This window comes from Neorhizobium phenanthreniclasticum (assembly GCF_040066075.1).
Taxonomy (GTDB): domain Bacteria; phylum Pseudomonadota; class Alphaproteobacteria; order Rhizobiales; family Rhizobiaceae; genus Neorhizobium; species Neorhizobium petrolearium.
Genome location: NZ_JBEAAL010000029.1, coordinates 21577 through 43205, shown reverse-complemented (window position 1 = coordinate 43205; position 21629 = coordinate 21577). Strand labels below are relative to the sequence as shown.

At 61.5% G+C, this 21629-nt stretch carries 21 protein-coding genes and 1 pseudogene; 20 read left to right on the top strand and 2 right to left on the bottom strand.

Features of this window, described 5'->3' with window-relative positions; all coding sequences use genetic code 11:
- Nucleotides 1-205 precede the first annotated feature (205 nt).
- The 10 genes and pseudogenes from ABK249_RS27490 to ABK249_RS27445 all read left to right on the top strand — a co-directional run bounded on the left by ABK249_RS27490 (nucleotide 206) and on the right by ABK249_RS27445 (nucleotide 11873).
- Nucleotides 206-1834: a GMC family oxidoreductase gene (locus ABK249_RS27490; RefSeq protein ID WP_348864619.1), complete on the top strand. Its 1629-nt coding sequence runs from the start codon at nucleotides 206-208 to the stop codon at nucleotides 1832-1834.
- Nucleotides 1831-2889: an amidohydrolase family protein gene (locus ABK249_RS27485; protein ID WP_348864618.1), complete on the top strand. Its 1059-nt coding sequence runs from the start codon at nucleotides 1831-1833 to the stop codon at nucleotides 2887-2889. The genes ABK249_RS27490 and ABK249_RS27485 overlap by 4 nt, the downstream gene beginning before the upstream one ends.
- Nucleotides 2890-2891: 2 nt before the next feature.
- Nucleotides 2892-3995 carry an amidohydrolase family protein gene (locus ABK249_RS27480; RefSeq protein WP_348864617.1) on the top strand — a complete coding sequence of 368 codons (1104 nt, stop codon included), beginning with the start codon at nucleotides 2892-2894 and terminating at the stop codon, nucleotides 3993-3995.
- Nucleotides 3996-4662: 667 nt separating this feature from the next.
- Nucleotides 4663-6018 carry an ABC transporter substrate-binding protein gene (locus tag ABK249_RS27475; protein WP_348864616.1) on the top strand — a complete coding sequence of 452 codons (1356 nt, stop codon included), beginning with the start codon at nucleotides 4663-4665 and terminating at the stop codon, nucleotides 6016-6018.
- 60 nt (nucleotides 6019-6078) lie between these two features.
- Complete coding sequence (locus ABK249_RS27470; protein WP_348864615.1) at nucleotides 6079-7401, top strand: carbohydrate ABC transporter permease; 1323 nt, start codon at nucleotides 6079-6081, stop codon at nucleotides 7399-7401.
- Nucleotides 7402-7412: 11 nt separating this feature from the next.
- Nucleotides 7413-8237: a carbohydrate ABC transporter permease gene (locus ABK249_RS27465; RefSeq protein WP_227705789.1), complete on the top strand. Its 825-nt coding sequence runs from the start codon at nucleotides 7413-7415 to the stop codon at nucleotides 8235-8237.
- Nucleotides 8237-9292, top strand: coding sequence for an ABC transporter ATP-binding protein (locus tag ABK249_RS27460; RefSeq protein WP_037145428.1), 1056 nt, complete (start codon nucleotides 8237-8239; stop codon nucleotides 9290-9292). Before ABK249_RS27465 ends, ABK249_RS27460 begins: the two co-directional genes overlap by 1 nt.
- Nucleotides 9292-10038, top strand: a pseudogene (locus ABK249_RS27455) (glycerophosphodiester phosphodiesterase); the annotation flags it as partial. The gene ABK249_RS27460 and the pseudogene ABK249_RS27455, both read left to right, overlap by 1 nt.
- Nucleotides 10021-11034 carry a LacI family DNA-binding transcriptional regulator gene (locus tag ABK249_RS27450; protein WP_037146018.1) on the top strand — a complete coding sequence of 338 codons (1014 nt, stop codon included), beginning with the start codon at nucleotides 10021-10023 and terminating at the stop codon, nucleotides 11032-11034. The pseudogene ABK249_RS27455 and the gene ABK249_RS27450, both read left to right, overlap by 18 nt.
- 2 nt (nucleotides 11035-11036) lie before the next feature.
- Complete coding sequence (locus tag ABK249_RS27445) at nucleotides 11037-11873, top strand: inositol monophosphatase family protein (RefSeq protein ID WP_348864614.1); 837 nt, start codon at nucleotides 11037-11039, stop codon at nucleotides 11871-11873.
- Here ABK249_RS27445 and ABK249_RS27440 read toward each other — a convergent pair whose 3' ends face one another.
- Nucleotides 11874-12170 (bottom strand): DUF2218 domain-containing protein, encoded by a 297-nt coding sequence (locus tag ABK249_RS27440; RefSeq protein WP_227705791.1) that lies wholly within the window; start codon nucleotides 12168-12170, stop codon nucleotides 11874-11876.
- A 169-nt stretch (nucleotides 12171-12339) separates the two neighbouring features.
- Between ABK249_RS27440 and ABK249_RS27435 the strand changes: the two genes are divergently transcribed.
- The 7 genes from ABK249_RS27435 to ABK249_RS27405 all read left to right on the top strand — a co-directional run bounded on the left by ABK249_RS27435 (nucleotide 12340) and on the right by ABK249_RS27405 (nucleotide 17792).
- Entirely contained in the window at nucleotides 12340-13374 is a 1035-nt protein-coding gene (locus ABK249_RS27435) for a LacI family DNA-binding transcriptional regulator (RefSeq protein WP_037145434.1), read from the top strand.
- A gap of 111 nt (nucleotides 13375-13485) precedes the next feature.
- Complete coding sequence (locus tag ABK249_RS27430; RefSeq protein WP_227705792.1) at nucleotides 13486-14154, top strand: amino acid ABC transporter permease; 669 nt, start codon at nucleotides 13486-13488, stop codon at nucleotides 14152-14154.
- Between the two features lie 12 nt (nucleotides 14155-14166).
- Nucleotides 14167-14823, top strand: a complete 657-nt coding sequence (locus ABK249_RS27425; protein WP_081952674.1) for an amino acid ABC transporter permease — start codon at nucleotides 14167-14169, stop codon at nucleotides 14821-14823.
- Nucleotides 14824-14874: 51 nt separating this feature from the next.
- Nucleotides 14875-15678 carry a transporter substrate-binding domain-containing protein gene (locus ABK249_RS27420; protein WP_348864612.1) on the top strand — a complete coding sequence of 268 codons (804 nt, stop codon included), beginning with the start codon at nucleotides 14875-14877 and terminating at the stop codon, nucleotides 15676-15678.
- Between the two features lie 28 nt (nucleotides 15679-15706).
- Complete coding sequence (locus ABK249_RS27415; RefSeq protein WP_348864611.1) at nucleotides 15707-16486, top strand: amino acid ABC transporter ATP-binding protein; 780 nt, start codon at nucleotides 15707-15709, stop codon at nucleotides 16484-16486.
- Between the two features lie 62 nt (nucleotides 16487-16548).
- A complete protein-coding gene (locus ABK249_RS27410) occupies nucleotides 16549-17454 on the top strand; it encodes a 2-hydroxyacid dehydrogenase (protein WP_227705897.1) in 906 nt (301 codons plus the stop codon).
- Nucleotides 17455-17468: 14 nt separating this feature from the next.
- Complete coding sequence (locus ABK249_RS27405; protein ID WP_227705794.1) at nucleotides 17469-17792, top strand: hypothetical protein; 324 nt, start codon at nucleotides 17469-17471, stop codon at nucleotides 17790-17792.
- 69 nt (nucleotides 17793-17861) lie between these two features.
- Here the strand turns inward: ABK249_RS27405 and kynA are convergent, their stop codons facing one another.
- Nucleotides 17862-18701 (bottom strand): tryptophan 2,3-dioxygenase, encoded by an 840-nt coding sequence (gene kynA / locus ABK249_RS27400; protein WP_037145443.1) that lies wholly within the window; start codon nucleotides 18699-18701, stop codon nucleotides 17862-17864.
- A gap of 236 nt (nucleotides 18702-18937) precedes the next feature.
- Between kynA and ABK249_RS27395 the strand changes: the two genes are divergently transcribed.
- The 3 genes from ABK249_RS27395 to ABK249_RS27385 are packed head-to-tail and all read left to right on the top strand — an operon-like array spanning nucleotide 18938 to nucleotide 21622.
- Complete coding sequence (locus ABK249_RS27395) at nucleotides 18938-19972, top strand: ABC transporter substrate-binding protein (protein WP_348864609.1); 1035 nt, start codon at nucleotides 18938-18940, stop codon at nucleotides 19970-19972.
- Nucleotide 19973: 1 nt separating this feature from the next.
- Nucleotides 19974-20834 carry an ABC transporter permease gene (locus ABK249_RS27390; RefSeq protein ID WP_227705796.1) on the top strand — a complete coding sequence of 287 codons (861 nt, stop codon included), beginning with the start codon at nucleotides 19974-19976 and terminating at the stop codon, nucleotides 20832-20834.
- On the top strand, nucleotides 20831-21622 hold the full coding sequence (locus ABK249_RS27385; protein ID WP_227705797.1) for an ABC transporter permease: 792 nt from the start codon (nucleotides 20831-20833) through the stop codon (nucleotides 21620-21622). Before ABK249_RS27390 ends, ABK249_RS27385 begins: the two co-directional genes overlap by 4 nt.
- Nucleotides 21623-21629 lie beyond the last annotated feature (7 nt).

Sequence of the window (21629 nt, the reverse complement as noted above, 5' to 3'; positions counted from 1 at the left end):
GTGCATACATTATTGTCGCCTAGCCGGCTTCCTCCTCCGGCTGTGCAGCACCCCTGCCGAGGGAAATCTACAGCAGGACCTTTCCTGTGTATACTTTTTGCGTGAAGTTTTGCCGCAAACAGCTTCCTTCCGGCTGGGCCGTGTGCCATGATTATACGGGAGGCTGCGATGGCATTGCCGGTCGCAGGAAATGGAGGAGTGAAGCATGGGCGCGTTCGAGCGTTCCCGGACCTACGACTATATCATGATGGGCGGCGGCACTGCAGGCTGCGTGCTCGCCAACCGCTTGTCGGCCGATCCGTCAGTCGAGGTGCTGATGATCGAAGGCGGCGGCGAGGGGCGTGGCTTCTATGTCGACATGCCGCTCGGTCTCGCCTTCCTGATCGGCAGGCCGCAATACGACTGGCTCTACAAGGGCGAGCCCGAGCCCTATCTCGATGGGCGCCGGATGCCCTTGCCGCGCGGGAAGATGCTCGGCGGCAGTTCCGCCATCAACGGCCTGATCTATGTGCGCGGCCATGCCTACGACTACAATCAGTGGGCGCAACTCGGCAATCGCGGCTGGTCGTGGGAGAGCGTATTGCCATATTTCAAGCGTTCCGAAGCGTTCCATCACCCGGGTTCGGAGGCGCACGGCACCGAAGGAGAATGGTCGGTTTCCGATCCCAACGTGCGGTGGGAAGCCTTGGTCGCCTATCGCCAGGCGGCGATCGAGCAGGGTATTCCGGCTTCGGACGACTACAATTCCGGCGACAACGAAGGTGTCGCCTTCTTCGTCGCCACCATCAAGAACGGGGTGCGTCACTCCACCGCGCGGGCCTTTCTCCAGCCGATTCGCCATCGCCGCAACCTGACCGTCGTCACCAATGCGCTCGTCGACCGCGTGACCTTCGACGGCAAGCGGGCGAGCGGCATCATCTTCAGCATCGATGGACAGAGCCAGGAGGCGAAGGCCGGGCGGGAAGTCATTTTGTCGGCGGGAGCCTATGGTTCTCCGGCCATACTCGAGCGATCGGGTGTCGGTGCGCCGGACGTGCTGTCAGACGCCGGCATCGAGGTGCTGCACGGCCTGCCGGGCGTCGGCGAAAATCTGCAGGACCACTGGCATATCCGGGTGCAGCATCGCCTCCACAACACTCATACGCTCAATACCCGTGGCGGGACGCGCCTCGGCCGGATGCTGCTCGGCATGCAGTATCTTGCGACAAAGAGGGGACCGCTCGGCGGTTCGCCGACGCTGCTCGGCGCCTTCATCAAGACTTCGCCGGATGCGCCGGCTCCCGACATCCAGATCCACGTTTCCGGTTCCACGTCGCCGAGTTTCGGCGGCGCGATGCATCCGTTTCCGGGTATCACCTCTTCGGTATGCATCCTCAGGCCCGAGAGTCGTGGCCATTGCCATGTCGCGGATAGGGATCCTTCGGTCCAGCCGCGCATCCTGCATAATTTCCTCAAGGAGGAGGCGGATCGGGAGATTGCCATACGCTCGGTCGAGGCGGTCCGGCGCATCGTCGCCAGCTCGGCCATGGATCGTTTCGAGCCGGAAGAAATCCTGCCGACTGCTGCTGTGCAGTCGCGCGACGAACTGCTCGACTATGCGCGCCGGACCGTCAACACCACCTTCCACCCCGTTGGCACCTGCAAGATGGGCCGCGACCGTATGGCGGTGGTGGATGACCGGCTGCGGGTCCACGGTCTCTCCGGCCTGCGCGTCGTCGATGCCTCGATCATGCCCGCCATCGTATCAGGCAACACCCAGGCCCCGACTGTCATGATTGCCGAGAAGGCGGCGGATTTCATCCGCGAAGAAAGAACGGGAGTGCAGGCAGCATGAACATGTCCAGAATACAGACTGCCGGCGCGATCGACTGCGACGTACATCCTCCGACGCCGCGCCGCGCGGACCTGCTTCCCTATCTCGACGACTATTGGACAGAGATCGTCACGTCGCGCGAAGTCGACGTGCTGGAGCTGATGGGCTATCCGGAGCGCACCCGCCCCTACATGCGGCCCGGCTGGGAGTGGACCGACGATCCGCTCACGCAGATGCAGAAGAACCTGCTCGATCCGCTCGGCCTCGAATGCGCCATCCTCAATGTGGTTTCAGGCGCGCATGCGCTCTTCGACCCCTATCTTGCGGCCGCGATCTGCCGTGCCACCAACGACTGGCTCGCCGACAAGTGGCTCGACCGTGACCACCGGCTGAGGGCATCCATGCTGGTGCCGTTCCAGAATGTCGAAGCCGCTGTCGAGGAGATCGAACGCAGGGCCGGCGACAGGCGCTTCGTGCAGATCCTCACGCTTGCGATGACCGAGCTTCCGCTCGGCCGCCGCACCTACTGGCCGATCTACGAGGCGGCTGAAAGGCACGGGCTTCCGATCGGCATTCACGCGGGCTCGAATTTCCGCCATGCGCCAAGTCACAGCGGCTTCCATTCCTTCCTGATCGAAGACCATGTCGTGCAGCCGCAGGGCTTTTCGACCCAGGTCGCGAGCCTGATAGCCGAAGGGGTCTTCACCAAATATCCGAACCTGAAGACGGTGCTGATCGAATCCGGCGTCACCTGGATGCCGGCCCTGATGTGGCGCATGGGCAAGGATTGGCGCGGCACGCGCATCGAGGTGCCGTGGGTCAAGGATGCTCCCGGCGATATTATCCGCAGGCATGTCCGTATGACATCGCAGCCTTTTGACGGGCCGGACGATATCGGGGACGTGGCCAAATCGCTCGACCATCTGCTGAGCGATGATATGCTGCTGTTTTCCTCGGACTACCCGCACTGGCATTACGAAGGAATGGACGTGTTGCCGGAGGGCCTGCCGGAAGCCAAGCTGAACAAAATTCTCCGCGACAACGTTCTTGCTACATATCCGAGGCTTGGAGATTGATAATGGAAACTCCCGTACTCGAACGAGCCGAAGACAAGACACAGGCGCTTGGCGTGGTGGACTGCGACGTGCATCCGGCCTTTTCCCGGCCGGATCAACTCACCGACTATCTACCCGAACGTTGGAAGACCCATATACGCGATTATGCCGTTCGCTCGGCAAACCCGCTCTACGGCACGCTGCCCTATCCGCGCATGACGCCGGGAAACGGCATGCGCCGGGATTCCTGGCCACCGAACGGCGGTCCGCCGGCTTCCGACCTCGCCTTCCTGCAGGAGCAGCTGCTCGACCAGTGCAATATCGACTACGGCATCCTGCAGCCGCTCGCCGCCGGCAGCATGGCCTTCAATCAGGAGCTCGGCGCGGCGCTATGTGCAGCCTTGAACGACTGGCAGATCGACAAATGGGCGGGGCCGGAGCCACGCCTGAAAGCCTCCATCTGCATCGCCCAGGAAGATGCGAAGGAAGCCGTCGCCGAGATCGACCGGCGCGTCACCGACCGCCGTTTCGCGCAGATCGCCATGCCGCCGCGCACGATGGAGCCATGCGGCCGCCGCCGATACTGGCCGATCTATGAGGTGGCCGAGCATTACGGCCTGCCGATCGGCCTCCATACCAGCGCCTTCGGTTACCGCCCGAACACACCGTCCGGCTGGACCTCATTCTATCTGGAGGAGCACTATGCGGCTTCCAACAGCCTTCAGACCGTGCTGACCAGCATGATCCTCGAAGGCGTGTTCGAACAGTTCCCGAAGCTGAAGATCGTACTCGTCGAAGGTGGGTTCTCGTGGCTGCCGTCGCTCGTCTGGCGTCTCGACCGTGAATGGAAGCGCATGAAGAGCGAGGTGCCGCATGTGAAGCGCAAGCCGTCGGAGTACGTGCGCGAGAATTTCTGGTACACGACGCAGCCGATCGAGGAGCCGGAAAACAACCGGCATCTTCTCGACATCCTGCGCTGGATCGGTGTGGATCGGCTGATGTTCTCGACAGACTATCCGCACTGGGATTTCGATGATCCGCGCTATGCCTTCAAAGTGCCGCTGACGCCGGCAGAACGTTCCGCCATTTTCCGCGACAACGCCGTGAAACTGTTTGGCCTGCAATGAGCACCATGCAGAATACGATCCGGGGCAAAGCACCCCATGCCGCGCGCTGACGATGCCGGAGCCGCCGAACCGCAACATGTCCTTCCTCAGGCTTTTGCGGGGACGCATCCGGCAGGTAAAAAAGAAATCCTCCTCTGATTTCAAGAGGAAGGCTCCTTGAACAGCTCTGCTTCGTCCACGTCCGATTTCCGGCATTTATCCTGACGGTGTCATCGGGCAGGGGCCGGGTCGCGAACCGGTTCATCCACGGGGAGAATCCGGCGTCCGGTGATGGTCGTTTCAGGGCAGGGGACGCGCCGTCAGGGCGCCAACCGCCGGAAGACGAGGTTTCAATCCCGGAAACCGCGTCTCCGGAAAAGCCAAAGCGATCGGGCAGGCGGACAAGCCTGACATCAATACCACCTGATACCGACTGCCTGCCCATCCCACATGGATCAGGCCGCTGCGGAGTTTTCCTCCGCAGCGGGCATTCGTGCTGCGTGCAGATGGAGACAGCACAACTCCCCGAAGGAAATTTTGCACACGCGTACATTTTGTCATCCGGGTGTTATGAGGCGCCTCTAAACCGGCCTCGTTGTGACGATCTTCAGCGCTTCTTCAGACCCAGGGACGACCGGTCGCTTGGGGCCTGGGGAGGCAGCCAATTCACTCTTCGGGGAGTTAACCGATGACTGTTCTTCCGATCCTGAAATCCGCCACGCTCGCAGCCGTGCTGCTTGCTTCGACCGCTGTTTTCGCATCCGCCAGGGATGTCACCATCAAGGTATGGGCCGGTGGCACCGGGCCGACCGCCGACTACCGCATCGACAATATAAAAATGGCTGCCGATCTGATGCAGCGTGAGGCTGCCGTACGCGGCGAAGAGCTGAAGATCACCGTCGAGGGCCAGACATGGGCCGGCTGGGACGACTTCAAGCAGGCGGTGACACTGGCCGCCGAATCCAAGACCGCGCCGAACATCATCGTTTCCGGCCACGAGGACATCGGCACCTGGTCGAAATCCGGTCTGCTGCGTCCGGTCGAAGACTATGTCGATCTCGAAGCCTGGCCACTCAGCCAGATCTATCCGAACCTGCTGGAGGTTGCGACTTTCGACGGCCGCCTGTGGGGCATCCCGCAGGACGCCGAGGCTCGCCCCTTCTTCTTCTCAAAGCCGCATCTGAAGGCGATCGGCTACACGGACGGACAGATCGAGGCCCTGCCGGCCAAGGTCGAGAGCGGCGAGTACACGCTCTACACCATGCTCGACGACGTGAAGAAAATGCAGGACCAGGGCGTCGTGGAAAAGGGCAAGGGCTTCATGCCGCGCCCGAGCAACGGTACCGACTACTGGCAGTTCTACCAGAGCTTCGGCGGCGAAATGACCGACAAGGACAGCGGCAAGCTGTTGCTCGACCGGCAGGCGCTGACGGACATGTACCAGTTCTTCGTCGATGCCGTCGACAAGGGCGTCGTGCCCTCGACCTATCTCGGCATGGCCTGGGACACTTGGCACGACGCCGTTGCCCACGACAAGGCGGGCGCCTGGCACGGCGGCACCTGGCACAAGGCGGAATGGGAAAGCAAGTGGGGCCTGAAGGACTTTTTCGGCCAGATCCAGTATAGCCTGATTCCCGCCGGCAACGAGCGCGGCCATGCCAATTCCGTCACTCATCCGCTCGTCTATCTGCTGTCGACTGCCGGAACGGACGACGATGCCGCGATTTCGGCCGAGCTGATCTCCATCGCCTCGGAGCCGCGCTTGAACGCCCTGCATGCAGTGAAGTCCGGTCACCTGGCCATCGGCGAAGCGGAAGCCTCCGTACCGCTCTACGCTAACGATCGTTGGGCGACGCTTGCCACCAAGGACTTGCTGCCGCACACGAATTCCATCCCGAACGATCCCGATTTCGGCCTCTACTGGAAGGCGATGTACAAGGGGCTCGAGGCCTCCTGGACGAAGACCTCCTCCGTCGCCGACGCGGTCAAGGCCGTCGAGACGGAAGTCCGCAATGCCCTCGGCGACAAGATCGTCATCCGCTAACCCGTCACCAGCCGGACAGGCCTCGTGCCAGTCCGGCTGGTCTTTCGCTTCCGGTGGTTCATGCGTTCTCCTCGGGTTTTCAAGATAAATCTTCTCGGCCTGGCCTTTCTGGCTCCGGCGCTGATCCTGCTGTTCGGCTTCTTCTTCCTGCCGGTGGTGCTAACCAGCGTGTTCGCCTTTACCAATATGAGCACCGCCACGGGGATCACCGGCGGCTCCTACATCGTCACCGGCAATCTCATCCGCTCGCTCGCAGAACAGGGTCTGGATCCGCTGACTGTCGATGCGCTGGGGCGATCCAGTTATGCGGTCGATCAGCAGGGCCTCGACAGGGCGCGAGCCGCCAATGTCGATCCGAAGCTGCTTTCCGAGATCGAGGCCAGGCTGAAGGGCCGCATCTTTGCCAGTGCGGTCGAGTTCGAACGCGAGCTGAAGGGGTTGCCGTCCCGCCCGACGCGCGTGCGCGACCTGAAGGTCGCTGCCGGCGCGTTCGAACAGTCCGTGCTCAACATCCGCTACGAGAGCCGCAGCGACATCGAGGCCGCGCTGTCTGAGGTGCTGGATCATCCGTCCGGCGACGCGATCGGCCGGATTGCGGAAGCGAGTTATACCGGCTGGACTTGGACGACGGGTAACTTCATCAAGCTCGTTACCACCCCGGATACCTGGCGCATCGTCGTGAACACGGCCTTCTACGTGACGCTGACGCTGGCCTTCAATGTGCTGGTCGGCCTGTTCCTGGCTATCACGACATTTTATCTTCCGCCGGTGGGGGCTGGCTTTTTCAGCGTGCTGTGGCTTTTGCCGCGCATCACGCCGGTCGTCCTCTACGCCGTCCTGTGGAAATGGTTCACCTGGGATGGCGGCTTCGTCTTTAATATCGCCCGCGAGCTTGGCCTGCCCGCCTTCAACTACATGAAAGGATCGGTGCCCAGCGCCTGGACGGTCGTGATCCTCGCCAACGGGTTCATCGGCGCCTCCTTCGGGATGATCCTGTTTTCCGGGTCGCTGAAGGCCATTCCGGTGCAGCAACTATGGGCAAGCGAGGTGGACGGCGCCAGCCGCTGGCAGCAGATCCGCCATATCATCCTGCCTCAGATGCGCTGGCCGATCCTGTTCGTCACCAGCTATCAGACGCTGTCGCTGCTGTCTTCCTATCAGGAAATCTGGCTGACGACGAACGGTGGCCCGGGCAGCACCACGACGGTCTGGGCGCTGGAGGCCTTCAATACCGCGCTCAACAACTATACCGGCAACCTGCAGTACGGCCTCGGCGCTGCCATGGCGCTGGCTCTGGTGACCGTCGGGCTGGTTCTTTCCATCGTCTACCTGCGTCTGTTCCGCTTTGACGACATGATGTCGAAGCCGAAGATCGAGTTCTAGGGGGCCGGGGCATGACACGCAATTTCGCCGCCTGGCCGATCATCCTCATTCTCCTGGTGCTCAGCCTGCCGCTCGTGGTGATGTATCTCTTCCTGGTCATCGATACATTCACCAATGCGCCGGTTGGCTCCATCCTGCCCAATGAATTTACGCTGCAGCACTGGCGCTTCCTGATCGACCCGACGATCACCGGCGATGTATGGAAACCGACGCTGACGACCTTTCTCTTCGCCATCAGCATGGTGGTGATTGTTGTCAGTGTTTCGGCGACCGCTGGTTATGCATTGTCACGGCTCGCTTTGCCGTTCCGGCGCTTCCTGCTCTCCGGCATCCTGGTCATGCATGCCTTCCCGTCGGTCACACTGATCATCGGCGTCTTCCTGGTCCTGCAGTTCGCCGGTCTCTACAATTCGTTGATCGGCGTCGTCCTGGTGAAGTCCAGCCTCATGCTGCCTTTCGGCATCTGGATCATGAAAGGCTTCTACGATGCGGTTCCCTGGGAAATCGAAATGGCCGGCGTGCAGGACGGCGCCAGCCGCTTTACCGTCTGGCGGCGGCTGATCCTGCCACAGGTCAGGCCCGGGCTTCTGTCTCTGGCGATCTTCGCCTTCATCGATGGCTGGAGCGAATACATGCTGCCCCGCATTCTCGCACCTTCCAGCGATTTCGAGGTTTTGTCCGTGTATCTCAACACGGTGTCGGATCCGAATTCCAGTACCTACAACTTCAACATCTTCAAGTCGGTCGGGCTGTTCTACACGCTGCCAATCCTTGCGCTCTTCATCGTCTTCCAGAACCGGCTCATGAATATCTTCGGCGGAGGCACCAAAGGCTAATGCAGATCTCGATCCGCAATTTCACCAAGAAATTCGATGACACGCCCGTCATCGAAAATATGAACCTCACCGTCAACGGCGGGGAGATGCTGGCACTGCTCGGCCCGTCCGGCTGCGGCAAGTCCACCACGCTGTTTGCGATCTGCGGCATTCATCGCATCGACGGGGGACAGATCCTGTTCGGCGATCGCGACGTCAGCACCCTGCCGAGCCAGAAGCGGAATGTCGGCGTCGTGTTCCAGAACTACGCGCTCTATCCGCATATGACGGTTTATGAAAACATCGCGTTTCCGCTCACAGTCCGCAACGATCGGAAGGCGGACATCGACAAGGAAGTGCGGGCTATCGCCAAGCTGACCCACATCTCCGAACTGCTGGAGCGGCGTCCGGGCCAATTGTCGGGCGGCCAGCAGCAACGTGTGGCGCTCGCCCGCGCCCTGATCCGTCGCCCCGACGTGCTTCTCCTCGATGAACCGCTCGCCAATCTCGACGCGAAGCTGCGTCTCGAAATGCGTTCGGAAATCCGCCGCATCCAGCTGGAGACGGGCATTACCGCCGTTCTCGTCACCCACGACCAGGTGGAGGCCATGTCCATGTGCGATCGGATCGCCATCATGAAGGCGGGTGAGATCGTCCAGATCGCCACGCCATCGGAAATGTACAACGACCCGCGCACGGCCTTCGTCGCGGGGTTTCTCGGCAATCCGCCGATCTCCTTCCTCAAGGGCAGGGTGCAGCAGGGGGCTTTTGCGCTGGATGACGGTGGCCTGAAGCTGCCGCTCGCGGCCCTTTCCGGCATCCCGGATGGTACGGCACTGACGCTCGGCATCCGCCCCGAGCATTTCGGCATTGCCGGTGACGTGCCGATCGAAGGCAAGGTGACCTTTGCGGAAACGCAAGGCCGCGAAAACCTCTATGACGTCGTGCTGCCGGATGGTTCCGTGCTGCGCTCGATCCAGCCGGCGCGCAACGACGTGAGGCCCGGAGACAGCGTGCGCTGGAGCCTCGACAGCAAGGCGGCTCTCGTCTTCGCCGAAGACGGCCGGAGGCTCTGATCATGCGGGATTTCAGCGCCCTTTTCCACAAGTTCGACTGGCCGGAAAACAGGGGGAAATTGCCTTTCTGCATCGGCCATCGCGGTGCGAGCGGTCACGAGCGGGAAAACACACTCGCCGCCTTCCGCCGGGCTGCCGAACTCGGCGCCGAGATGTGGGAACTCGACACACAGATGACCGCCGACGGCGTCGTGGTCGTCTCCCATGACGATCATCTGGAACGCGTCTTCCAGAAGGACCTTCACATTTCGAAGATGACCTTCGGGGATCTGCGCGAAGCGATTCCCGACGTGCCGAGCTTCGAGGAAGTGGCAGCCCTCGGCCGCGAGACCGGCTGCGGGCTTTATATCGAACTCAAGCGACCGGGCACCGGCCCGCTCTGCTGGCGGCACCTGAAGGAGATGGGGCAGCGTTTCGCCTGCCTCGGTTCCTTCGATGTCGCCCAGGTGCGCGAGCTGCGCGACATGGGCTGCAACTATCCGCTCTCGGTACTCGTCCGCGTCGGAGTTGATCCGCATGCGCTCGGCGAGCAGTCCGGCGCCGATATCCTGCATCTCTGCTGGGAGCGCGCGAGCGACTCACCGCAGGAATTCGTCACCCGGGAACTGATCGAAAGAGCCTTCGCCGATGGTAAGGAACTGGTGCTCTGGCACGAGGAACGGCCGGATGTACTGAAGGACATCATGGCGCTGCCAGTCCTCGGCATCTGCACCGACCTGCCGGACCTGATGCGCCCGAAGGAAGGAAACGGCCTTTCCCGCGAGCCCCGCCGCGTCACGTCCTTTGACGTGGCGCGCGCGGCGGGCGTTTCCCGTGCCGCCGTGTCGCGCGCCTTCACACCCGATGCCAGCGTCTCGGAAAAGACCCGGCAGAAGGTCTATCAGGCGGCCAAGGAGCTCGGCTACCGGGTGAATTATCTCGCCCGCAGTCTGACCAACAAGCGGTCCGATTTCGTGGGCCTTGTCGCCGCGGGGCTCGACAACCCGTACCGTACCCAGCAGCTCGAACATCTGGCTCGCGCGCTGATCGCCCGCAACTATCGACCGATCCTGCTGCCGACCTCGAAGGAGGCCGATAGTGCGACCGTTATCGGGCAGTTGCTGCATTACTCCGTCTCCGGCGTCATCGTCACCTCCGACGCGCCGCCATCCCATATCTTCGAGGAATGTGCAGTCGAAGGCGTGCCGATCGTCCTAATCAACAAGGGTGAGGACTTCCCCTTCGTCGATCGAGTGGTTTCCGACGATCGTATGTCGGGTTACACGGCCGTCGATCATCTTATCGAAACCGGCGCGAAGAGGCTCGCCGTGATTGCCGGCAAGGCGGTCTCCTACTCATCGCGCCGTCGCGCCGAGGCTTTCCAGAGCCGCTGCACAGGCCTTGGAATCGAGGCGCCACTGATCCCGGTTGCGATCAACGATTACCGGCACGGCCACGAGGCGGCGGAAAAGCTGCTGGACATGGGCATAGACGGCGTCTTCTCCGTCAACGACTACATGGCCTGCGGCGTGCTCGACGGGCTCGCCAAGGCGGGCCGGGGCGACGGATCGGTCAAGGTCATCGGCCACGACGACATTCCCCAGGCAAGCTGGAGCGCCTATGAACTCACCACGTTCCAGCAGCCCTGTGACGTGCAGGCGGAACAGGTGATCGACCTGCTCACCAGCCGCATGTCCGAACCGGATGCCGTCGCGCGGGTGGAATTCACCCCCGTGACGCTGATTAAGAGAAGAAGTGCATAAAAATGTCATTGCAATTCGAGAGTTCATCTCTTCGGGCTCGATGCGAGGCGGCCGCCGCGATCGCGCGGCAGGTCGGCCAAGATACAGCTCGATTTCGGCAGGAGGCGCTGCCGGATGCGTTGGGAATCGAGAACAAGGGACCGCAGGATTTCGTGACGATCGCCGACCGCCGCTCGGAAGAGGCGATCCGCAACGCCCTGCTGGCGGCCTTTCCCGAGGATGCCTTCATGGGAGAGGAGGGGGGCGGGCAATCCGGCGAGAGGGGGACCTGGGTGGTCGATCCGATCGACGGCACGACGAATTTCATTCGCGGCTTCCGCCATTGGGGCGTGTCGATCGCCTTCGTTGCCGGCAGCGAGATCCTGATCGGCGCCATCTACGATGCAGCGCAGGACAAGGTGTTCCACGCGATCCGCGGGGAGGGCGCCTTCAAGGAAGGCCAGCCGATCGCAGCCGCGAAGACTGTGGACCCGGCCCAGGCAATCGCTGTTCTCGGCCACTCGCGCCGTACCGATTTTGAGGATTACCTCTCCGTCTCGCGCCGGCTCTACGAGCGCGGCATCGATTACCGCCGAATGGGGGCGGCGGCGATCGGCCTCATCCGTGTCGCGGAAGGCATTTCGGACCTCTATTACGAGCGGCACCTCTCGGCCTGGGACATGCTGGCCGGCGCACTGATCGCAAAGGAAGCCGGCGCGACAGTCGCCGTGCCGCCGCTCGACCGGCTGCTTCACCGCGGCGGGCCGGTGGTCGCCTTTGCACCCGGTCTCGGGAACGAATTCTCCTTCCTGATCGAGATGGAAGGGCTTTCGGCGGCACAGCAGGACGGGCGAGCCTGATCAGGCGGCTATGGCCTGGTTCCAGACAAGTGGAGCCAGTTCTTCGCGAAACGCGAAGCGGACCAGATGGGATTCGATTACCTCTTTTGTCCGCGAGAGCTGCTCCTCGTCGGGCGCGGTGGCCGTCACCGTCAGGCTCGCGTCATCCGCATCGAGAATGCCCTTGCCCATCGCAAACGTGCATTCGCCGTGTGTCGGGGTAAAGCTTACCTCGATCTTGTGGGCGAAATGTTTGCAGAGCTGCTGGAGATATTTCGAACCCTGTTCGGTTTTCACGGCGGCAGTCGCCTGAAGCATTGGATCTCCTTTACATGATTTTTCTTCTCCACTTATAGGCGGTGGCGTAGTGCCTGTCATCTCCTGAGCCGATCACGAAATCCGGATGGCTTGACCGGCGCTATCCCGAGGTCGGATTATAAGAAAAGAGCCCTATCCGGGTTCCCGTCACCTCTGCTAAGTGAAGTTCATGCCATCTGACGACCGAAAGAAAAGCCGTGTCACGCTTCTCGATGTGGCGCGGCATGCCAATGTCTCGCGCGCCACCGCTTCGCTCGTGATCCGCAAGAGCCCGCTGGTCGGGGCTGAAACGCGGGTACGCGTCGAAGCCGCGATGCGAGAGCTCGGCTATGTCTACAATATGGGGGCGGCGCGGCTTCGTGCGGAACGCAGCCACACGGTCGGCGTGGTCGTCCCGAATCTCACCAATCCGTTCTTTGCGGAACTCCTGTCCGGCATCGAGGCCGTGATCGATTCAGCCGGCATGGTCGTGATCCTGGCAAACAGCGGCGATCTTGTCGAACGGCAGGACATGGTCATGCGCCGCATGCGCGAACACGGCGTCGACGGCGTCATTCTCTGCCCGGCGGCGGATACTGCGCCGGAATTCGTCGAACGTGTCGGTGAATGGAACCTGCCGCTTGTGCAGGTGCTTCGTCATGTTTCGGAAGATGTCGATTATGCCGGGGTGGATTATGCCGCAGGCATGCGGCAGGCGGTGGATTACCTTGCGTCCCTCGGCCATCGCAAGATTGCCTTTGCTGTCCACGGGCCGGTCCATTCAGCCTATCTGGAGCGTATCGAAGGCTTCCGCGAGGCCATGGTCTCACGCGGTTTCGATCCGGGCATGATCATCCGGGTTCCATACCAGACGGCAAGAATTCCCGCTTCGGCTCACTTGCTCTTCGACAAGGGAGAAGAGCCGACGGCGGTCATCTGTTTCAACGACGTCGTGGCGCTCGGCCTGTCAGCCGGGCTTCACGACCTCGGGCGGGAAGTGGGTGAGAATTTTTCGCTGGTCGGTTTCGATGACGTGGCGGAAGCCGAGGTGATGCGTCCGCGCCTCACGTCCGTCTCCACCGGCCCGGTGACGATCGGTGAGAACGCCGCCCGGCTTCTGCTCGACCGTCTCATCGATCCGATGCTCCCACCCCGCAGGGTTGTGAAGGAAACGCAGCTTCATATCCGCCAGTCCTGTGCACCGCTTGCCGTTACCACCCTATAATAAACACCCACGGGTGGTTGACGCCCGTTGAAAAAGCTTTTAGATCGATCTAAATGAGCGTGCGCCACAGAGGAGCGGAGCCCGTTCGACAATGATTGGGGAGGTCCCAAGTTGTACAATTTCAACTTCGAGCCCGTGTTCGTGGGCTTCGATCAGCTCTTGCTCGGCGCCTGGCTGACGATCCAGCTCTCCTGCGCGGCGATGATTCTCGGCCTGATCGTCTCGGTTCTGTGTGCGGCCGGCAAGACTTCCGGGATTGCGCCGCTGCGCTGGCTGATCGATGCCTATATCGAGGTCATCCGCAACACGCCCTTCCTCGTGCAGATCTTCTTTATCTTCTTCGGCCTGCCATCGCTCGGCCTGCGCCTGACGCCGAACAGCGCGGCGCTTCTGGCGCTTGTCGTCAATTTCGGCGCCTACGGCACCGAGATCATTCGAGCCGGCATTGAATCGATCCAGAAAGGGCAGGTTGAGGCGGGCACGGCACTCGGTCTCTCCAAGCTGCAGATCTTCCGCTACATCATCATGAAGCCGGCGCTGCGCACCGTCTATCCCGCGCTGACCAGCCAGTTCATCTACCTGATGCTGACCTCCAGCGTCGTTTCGGCAATCTCGGCGGACGACCTCGCAGCCGCCGGCAACGACCTGCAATCGGCGACCTTCGCGAGCTTCGAGGTCTATATCGTCGTCACGCTGATCTATCTCGCCATGTCCGTCGGTTTCTCTGCGATCTTTTCGGCGATCGAGAAGGCCGCCTTCAAATATCCGTTGAGCCGGTAGGGGTAGGATATGCTGATCAGACCTTTCGGCTGGAACGAATTCTGGATCATCGTCATCGCGGCGCAATGGACGATCGCGCTCTCGGCGATCGCCTTTGCCGGCGGCGGAATCGGCGGCCTCGTTATCGCACTGGTGCGTGTCTCCGATTCCAAATGGCCGCGTCTCGTCGCAACGGGCTTCATCCGCGTCTTCCAGGGCACGCCGCTGCTGATGCAGCTTTTCCTGGTCTTCTTCGGGCTCAATATCTTTGGCCTCGGCATCAACCCTTGGGTTGCCGCTGCAATCGCCTTCACGCTGCATGCGAGTGCATTTCTGGGCGAAATCTGGCGCGGCTGCATCGAGGCAGTGCCGCCCGGACAACGGGAAGCGGCGACGGCGTTGGGCCTACGCTACTACAACCGCATGCGCTACATCATCCTGCCGCAGGCTTCCCGCATCGCAGTGGCGCCCACGGTCGGCTTCCTGGTGCAGCTCATCAAGGGCACATCGCTTGCGGCGATCATCGGCTTTACCGAGCTCACCCGCCAGGGTCAGATCATCAACAACGCGACCTTCAGTCCGTTCCTCGTTTTCGGGACGGTCGCCGCGGTCTATTTCGTGCTGTGCTGGCCGCTTTCGGTGCTCGCGCGGCGCATGGAAACCAGATTTTCCCGGGCGACGACACGCTGACGGGACCCAAGCCGGAGGGAGGAAGCCGGCATAACAGAAAGGGTAGGAAAAATGAACATTTCCAGACGCATGGTAGTGGCCGCGATCGGTGCAGGCCTGATGGTGGGCGCGATGGCTTCGACGGCCGCGGCGCAAACCGTCGAAAGCATCAAGGCTGCAGGAACGATCAAGATCGGCATGCTGGTCGACTTCCCGCCCTTCGGCATCATGAACACCAGCAACGAGCCGGACGGTTATGACGCCGACGTCGCCAAACTGCTCGCCAAGGAATGGGGCGTGAAGCTGCAGATCGTTCCGGTCACCGGCCCGAACCGCATCCCCTACCTGCAGAGCAACCAGGTCGACCTGCTCGTCGCCTCGCTCGGCATCACCGAGGAGCGCGCCAAGAGCGTCGATTTCTCCGAACCCTATGCCGGTATCTCGATCGGCGTCTTCGGAGCCAAGGACACTGCCGTTTCCAAACCGGAGGACCTTTCCGGCAAGACGATCGGTGTTGCCCGCGCCTCGACGCAGGATACAGGGGTGACGAAGATCGCGCCAAAGGATGCCAAGATCCAGCGTTTCGATGACGACGCCAGCGCCGTGCAGGCCCTGCTGTCCGGTCAGGTGGAGTTGATCGGTGTATCGAACGTCGTCGCCGCTCAGATCGAGGCTGCCGCTCCGGGCCGTTTCGAACAGAAGCTTCAGCTCAGCCAGCAGGTGCAGGGCATTGCGGTGCGCAAGGGCTCGGCTGAGCTGTTGACGGCTGTCAACACCTTCATCGACAAGGTCAAGGCCGATGGCGAACTCAGCAAGATTCATGAGAAATGGCTCGGCACGCCGCTGCCGGATTTCGTCGCCAACGCCAAGAAGTAAAAAGTAGGGATTGAAGGGAGTTCCTCGCATGAATGAGGTTACAGCAAACGCATCGGCCGCGGCCAGGCGGGGAGCTTCCGATCTGGCTGTGAGCATGGAAGGCGTCAACAAGTGGTATGGCGGCTTCCACGCGCTGAAGGATATCGAGCTTTCGGTCAACCGGGGTGAACGGATCGTCATCTGCGGCCCGTCCGGTTCCGGCAAGTCGACCCTCATCCGCTGCATCAATCAGCTCGAGACGATCCAGAAGGGCCGGATTGTCGTGGACGGTCACGATCTCACCGCCGGCGGAAAGAATGTCGATATCGTTCGGCAGGAGACCGGCATGGTCTTCCAGCAGTTCAATCTTTTTCCCCATATGACGGTCCTGGAAAACTGCACGCTGGCGCCGATGAAGGTGCGCGGCATTTCCCGCGCGGATGCGGAAAAGACCGCCCGCAAATACCTGGAACGGGTGCATATTCCGGAGCAGGCGGAGAAATATCCGGCCCAGCTTTCCGGCGGCCAGCAGCAGCGTGTGGCGATCGCCCGCGCGCTCTGCATGAACCCAAAGATCATGCTCTTCGATGAGCCCACCTCCGCGCTCGACCCGGAAATGGTCAAGGAAGTGCTCGACACGATGATCGACCTCGCGAAAGAGGGCATGACCATGCTCTGCGTCACGCACGAGATGGGTTTCGCCCGCCAGGTCGCCGACCGGGTGATCTTCATGGACCGCGGCGAAATCCTCGAAATGGGCACGCCGGACGAGTTCTTCGGCAACCCGAAGAACGAGCGTCTCAAGACCTTCCTCGGCCAGATTTCCTGAGCCGCAGCCATTCAAGATACGGAGTTCCGGACGTGAAACCAGATATCCTGCTCGTAGAACCGATGATGCAATTCATCGAGGATCAGCTCGACGCGGCCTACACGGTGCACCGGATGTACGATCCGGCACAGAAGGCGGCGCTGGAAGCGGCACTGCCGAAGATCCGCGCGGTCGCGACCGGCGGCGGCACCGGACTTTCCAACGATTGGATCGAGAAGCTGCCTTCGCTCGGCGTCATCGCCATCAACGGCGTCGGAACCGACAAGGTCGATCTGAAATTTGCCCGCAGCCGCAATATCGACGTGACCACGACGCCCGGCGTGCTGACCGACGATGTCGCCGATCTGGGCATCGCGCTGATGCTCGGCGTGCTGCGCCATATTGCCAGGGGTGACGCCTTCGTGCGCGAGGGAAAGTGGGGCAAGGAGGCTTTCCCGCTTGGCACAAGCCCGAAAGGCAAGCGGGTCGGCATTCTCGGCCTCGGCCAGATCGGCAAGGCCTTCGGCCGCCGCGCCGAAGCCTTCGGCATGGACGTGCGCTACTGGAACCGCTCAGCCGTCACTGACACGACCTGGAAATCCTGCGCCTCGCCGGTGGCGCTGGCGGAAGACAGCGACGTGCTCTGCGTCATCGTCGCGGCGAATGACGAGACCCAGAACATTGTCAATGCCGAGGTCCTGAAGGCTTTGGGACCGAAGGGTATTCTGATCAATATCGCGCGCGGCAGCGTTGTCGACGAGGACGCGCTGCTCGCAGCGCTGAACGATGGCACGATTGCCGCCGCCGGTCTCGACGTCTACCTCAATGAACCGCGTATTCGCGAAGACTTCTTCACAGCCCCGAATACCGTGCTGATGCCGCATCAGGGCAGCGCAACCTATGAGACGCGGGTCGCCATGGGCAATCTCGTGCTTGCCAATATCGCTGCCCACTTCGCCGGCGAAAAGCCGCCGACCACCGTGAACTGAGCCGGAGACATACGATGATCATCCGACAGGCCTTTTTTGAAGGCACGATCCATGCCGGCAAGGAAGAAGAGTTCAAGGCCTACGTCGCCGATAGGCTGATGCCGCTGTGGCTTTCCTTTCCCGGCGTGAGGGAGGTTCGCGTGCTCTACAATATCGAGCGGGACGAAGGAGCGCCGTCCTATCCCATGGTGCTATCCACCATGTATGACAGCCGCGAGGCGCTCGCTACCGCGCTCGAATCCCCGGTGCGCTATGAAAGCCGGGAAGTGACCAAGGGCCTGCTCGAAATGTTCGACGGCCGCATTCATCACCACGTTTTCGACCTCGCCCTGAACTGAACACCGGCGCGCCGCCTTCCACGCCGGTTATGAGGCAAGAGGAGGGAAGCCGCCTGAGGCGACCCTCGGTTACAAAACGGTACGCACCCGCCAGAGTTCGGGGAAAAGCTCCACCTCCAGCATCTTCTTCAGATAGTGGGTGCCGGATGTGCCGCCCGTCCCGCGCTTGAAACCGATCACACGCTCGACCGTGGTGACGTGGTTGAAGCGCCATCGGCGGAAATAATCCTCGAAGTCGACGAGCTTTTCCGCAAGCTCGTAGAGTTCCCAATATCGGCCGGGAGCGCTGTAGACCACCCTCCAGGCCTCCAGCACCTTCTGGTTCTCGCCGCGCGTCATGCGCCAGTCCGTGCGAGCCCCATCCTCGCCGATATCGAAACCGCGCCGGGCAAGCAGCATCAGCGCTTCGTCATAAAGGCTTGGCTGTGCGAGGATGCCTTCCAGCATGGCGATGATTTCCGGCCGGTGCGAATGCGGACCGAGCATTGCAAGGTTGCGGTTGCCGGCCAGGAATTCGATCGCGCGATACTGATAGGACTGGAAACCAGAGGATTTACCGAGCGAAGCGCGGAATTCGGTGTATTCGCTGGGCGTCATGGTGCGCAGCACGTCCCAGGCATTATTGAGCTGTTCGAAGATGCGGGCGACACGCGTGAGCATCTTGAAGGCCGGCTGAGGATCGTCGCCGCGGATCGCGGCGATTGCCGACGTGATCTCGTGGATTGCAAGCTTCATCCACAGCTCCGAAGTCTGGTGCTGGATGATGAAGAGCAGTTCGTCATGCGCCCCGGAAATCGGCTTCTGCGCATTGAGCACTTCCCCGAGGTGCAGATAGTCGGAATAGGACATCTGTTCGCGGAAGGACATTTCCGCGCCGTCCTCGACAGGATCGTAAGGTTTGGTGCTCATATGCGCGGCATCTCTTGTGTCTGGCGGTTCCAGGTCCCCTTGTGCCGGAGGTTTCGGCAAATATCCACCGCTTTGATCGACGGGCTGGGTCACTGCATTGACTAGTCATCTGACCATGCCGGCAAAACTGCCTATATTTTGGGCTGACATGGGGCTTGTATAAAAAATCACTCCATGTATGATTTTCCAAATCGAAAATTATTTTCCAAACCGATAACGCAGAGGGGTTGAGATAAATGTCACCGATGGTTTCCTTGATGCGTATGGCCGCATTTGTGACGGGCATCGCGCTGCCGGTTTTCGCCAACGCGCAGGAGAAGCTCGTCATCTCGGACTGGGGCTATGCCAATGATTTCCTCGTTCCGAAGGTCTACGAGCCTTTCGAAAAGGCCAACAATGTCAAGATCGTCATCGAGACGGGCGGGGCACCGGAGCGCCTGAACAAGGCCCGCATCCGCGGCGGTGTCGATATCATCTACCTGACCGACAAATTCTCCCAGATCGGCATCGACCAGGGGGCCTTCGACAAGATCGACGCCTCCAAACTCGCGAACTTCGATGAACTCTACGACGCCGCCAAGCACCCGCAGGGCGATTACGGCCCGGCTGTCACCTTTGGCCGCTATGGCATTGTCTACGACAAGACGCGCACCGCTACACCGATCACATCCTGGTGCGACCTGTGGCGGCCGGATTTCAAGGGCGCGATCGCCATGCCTGGCTTCAACACGACGGGCGGCCCGTCTGTCGTCATGATGGCCGCGAAATGCGCTGGCACCGATGCCTTCAACGACCCTGATGCAGCCTTCAAGAAGATGGCGGAGCTGAAGCCGAACATCGTCAAGACCTTCAGCTCCGGTTCGGAGCTCACCAACCTGCTCTCCACCGGCGAGGCCTTTATCGGACTCGCTCAGGACTATGCCTTCCCGGCGATCAAGGCCGCCAATGCGAATATCGGCTGGGCCGAGCTGAAGGAAGGCGACTTCGCCATGATGAACACGATCAACATTCCGGCCAATTCGAAGAACAAGGAGCTGGCGCTGAAGTTCATCGACTGGCAGCTCAGCAAGGACATCCAGCAGATCTCCTCGATTGCCCTCGGTGGCGGCCAGGGCCCCGTCAACAAGAATGTCGAACTGACGCCCGAACAGGCCTCGCGACTGGTTTATGGCGAAAAGGCGGTCACGAGCATGCAGACCAATCCGTATGAGAAGCTGCTCACGGTCAATGCCGACTGGGAAAGCCGCTGGAACACGGTGTTCGGGCAGTAATTTGTCACACAGTCCGTCAATCACCCGGCGTCTTGGCGCCATCGGGCCATGGGCGCTGGTTCTGCCGGCGTCCCTGGCACTGCTGCTGCTGCTCGTTCTTCCCGTCGCCGGCACGCTGATGGAGAGCTTCGGCAATCCGAAGGGGATCTGGGAGAATTACCGGCTCTTCTTTTCCAGCAGCTATAACCGCGCCGTTCTGATCCGCAGTTTCTGGATCGCGCTCCAGGCAACTGCCGTGTCGCTCGTCGCCGGCTTCTTCGGCGCCTACATGATCGCCAATTCCCGCCCGGGCCTGAAGCGGGTGCTGCTGATCGTCTCGGTCTTCCCGCTTCTGACCGGTGTCGTCGTGCGCTCCTTTTCCTGGATGGCGATCCTCGGCCGCAACGGCATCGTCAATACCGCGCTCATACAGCTTGGCCTGATCGACCAGCCTCTCAGCCTGCTTTTCACGCAGGGTGCGGTGATCGTGGGCCTCGCCTATCTCTTCACGCCGCTGATGATCCTGTCGCTTGTCGGCGTACTCGAAACAATCGAGGACGACCTTTATCTCGCCGCCGAATCCCTTGGCGCCAGCCCTTTCGGCGTCTTCCGCCAGGTCACGCTGCCGCTGGCGGTGCCGGGCATGATCGTCGGCTCCGTGCTCGTTTTCACCGGCAGCCTCGCGACCTTCGTCACGCCGCGGCTTCTCGGCGGCGAGCAGCAGATGACGCTGGCGACGCTCCTTTACCAGAAGGCCATGATTTCCTTCGACTGGGAGGCGGCCAATACCATCGCCGCGATCATGATGGCCGTCACCATTCTCTGCGTTTTCCTGATGGGCTGGCTCGTCCGGCGCGCCACATCCGCGAGGGTTGCGCAATGAACCGCCGCAAGCTCCACCCGCTGATGCACCTCGCCGGCTGGCTGGTGATGCTGTTCCTCATCGGCCCCGTGGTAATCGTGCTCGGCACCTCGGTCAGCGACACCACCTATCTCGCCTTTCCGCCGAAAGGACTGACGCTGCGCTGGTTCGAAAACGTCTTCGCCCAGGACAGTTTTCTGTCGACCTTCGCCATCTCCATGCAGGTCGCGGCGGGCGGTACGCTGCTGGCGCTGATGCTCGGTCTTGCGGCGGCCTATGCGCTCGCCCGCTACCGCACCACGATCCCGGCCTGGTACGGCTCGGTCTTCTTCCTGCCCTTCTTCATCCCGGAAATCGTCTTCGGCTTTTCGCTTTTGAAAACCCTGATCGTGCTATTCGAGCTTCCGGTCATGCCGTCACTCATCCTCGGCCATGCAATCCTCTGCCTGCCCTATATGGTGCGGGTCATCGGCGCGAGCCTTGCAAGCTTCGACTTCTCGATCAAGGAGGCGGCCGTCAGCCTCGGCATGCATCCGGTGCGCGCCTTCTGGACGATCGTGCTGCCCAATATCCGCTCCGGCATGATTGCCGGCGTGGTGCTCGCCTTCATCACCTCGCTGAACGACATGGCGGTGGCACTGTTCCTGACGGGGCCTGGAATTTCGACGCTGCCGATCGAGGTCTTCACCTATGTCGAGCAGTTCTTCGACCCGACGGTCAGCGCGGTTTCGGTGCTTCTGATGGCGGTCACCACCATCGTCATGATCCTGATCGAGCGCAGCCTCGGGCTGTCCCAGACCATCAAATAGGAGCCGA

Coding starts and splice junctions, on each gene's coding strand:
- ABK249_RS27490 (WP_348864619.1), top strand. CDS start 206: ATGGGCGCGTTCGAGCGTTCCCGGACCTACGACTATATCATGATGGGC.
- ABK249_RS27485 (WP_348864618.1), top strand. CDS start 1,831: ATGAACATGTCCAGAATACAGACTGCCGGCGCGATCGACTGCGACGTA.
- ABK249_RS27480 (WP_348864617.1), top strand. CDS start 2,892: ATGGAAACTCCCGTACTCGAACGAGCCGAAGACAAGACACAGGCGCTT.
- ABK249_RS27475 (WP_348864616.1), top strand. CDS start 4,663: ATGACTGTTCTTCCGATCCTGAAATCCGCCACGCTCGCAGCCGTGCTG.
- ABK249_RS27470 (WP_348864615.1), top strand. CDS start 6,079: ATGCGTTCTCCTCGGGTTTTCAAGATAAATCTTCTCGGCCTGGCCTTT.
- ABK249_RS27465 (WP_227705789.1), top strand. CDS start 7,413: ATGACACGCAATTTCGCCGCCTGGCCGATCATCCTCATTCTCCTGGTG.
- ABK249_RS27460 (WP_037145428.1), top strand. CDS start 8,237: ATGCAGATCTCGATCCGCAATTTCACCAAGAAATTCGATGACACGCCC.
- ABK249_RS27450 (WP_037146018.1), top strand. CDS start 10,021: ATGCGCCCGAAGGAAGGAAACGGCCTTTCCCGCGAGCCCCGCCGCGTC.
- ABK249_RS27445 (WP_348864614.1), top strand. CDS start 11,037: ATGTCATTGCAATTCGAGAGTTCATCTCTTCGGGCTCGATGCGAGGCG.
- ABK249_RS27440 (WP_227705791.1), bottom strand. CDS start 12,170: ATGCTTCAGGCGACTGCCGCCGTGAAAACCGAACAGGGTTCGAAATAT.
- ABK249_RS27435 (WP_037145434.1), top strand. CDS start 12,340: ATGCCATCTGACGACCGAAAGAAAAGCCGTGTCACGCTTCTCGATGTG.
- ABK249_RS27420 (WP_348864612.1), top strand. CDS start 14,875: ATGAACATTTCCAGACGCATGGTAGTGGCCGCGATCGGTGCAGGCCTG.
- ABK249_RS27415 (WP_348864611.1), top strand. CDS start 15,707: ATGAATGAGGTTACAGCAAACGCATCGGCCGCGGCCAGGCGGGGAGCT.
- ABK249_RS27410 (WP_227705897.1), top strand. CDS start 16,549: ATGATGCAATTCATCGAGGATCAGCTCGACGCGGCCTACACGGTGCAC.
- ABK249_RS27405 (WP_227705794.1), top strand. CDS start 17,469: ATGATCATCCGACAGGCCTTTTTTGAAGGCACGATCCATGCCGGCAAG.
- kynA (WP_037145443.1), bottom strand. CDS start 18,701: ATGAGCACCAAACCTTACGATCCTGTCGAGGACGGCGCGGAAATGTCC.
- ABK249_RS27395 (WP_348864609.1), top strand. CDS start 18,938: ATGTCACCGATGGTTTCCTTGATGCGTATGGCCGCATTTGTGACGGGC.
- ABK249_RS27385 (WP_227705797.1), top strand. CDS start 20,831: ATGAACCGCCGCAAGCTCCACCCGCTGATGCACCTCGCCGGCTGGCTG.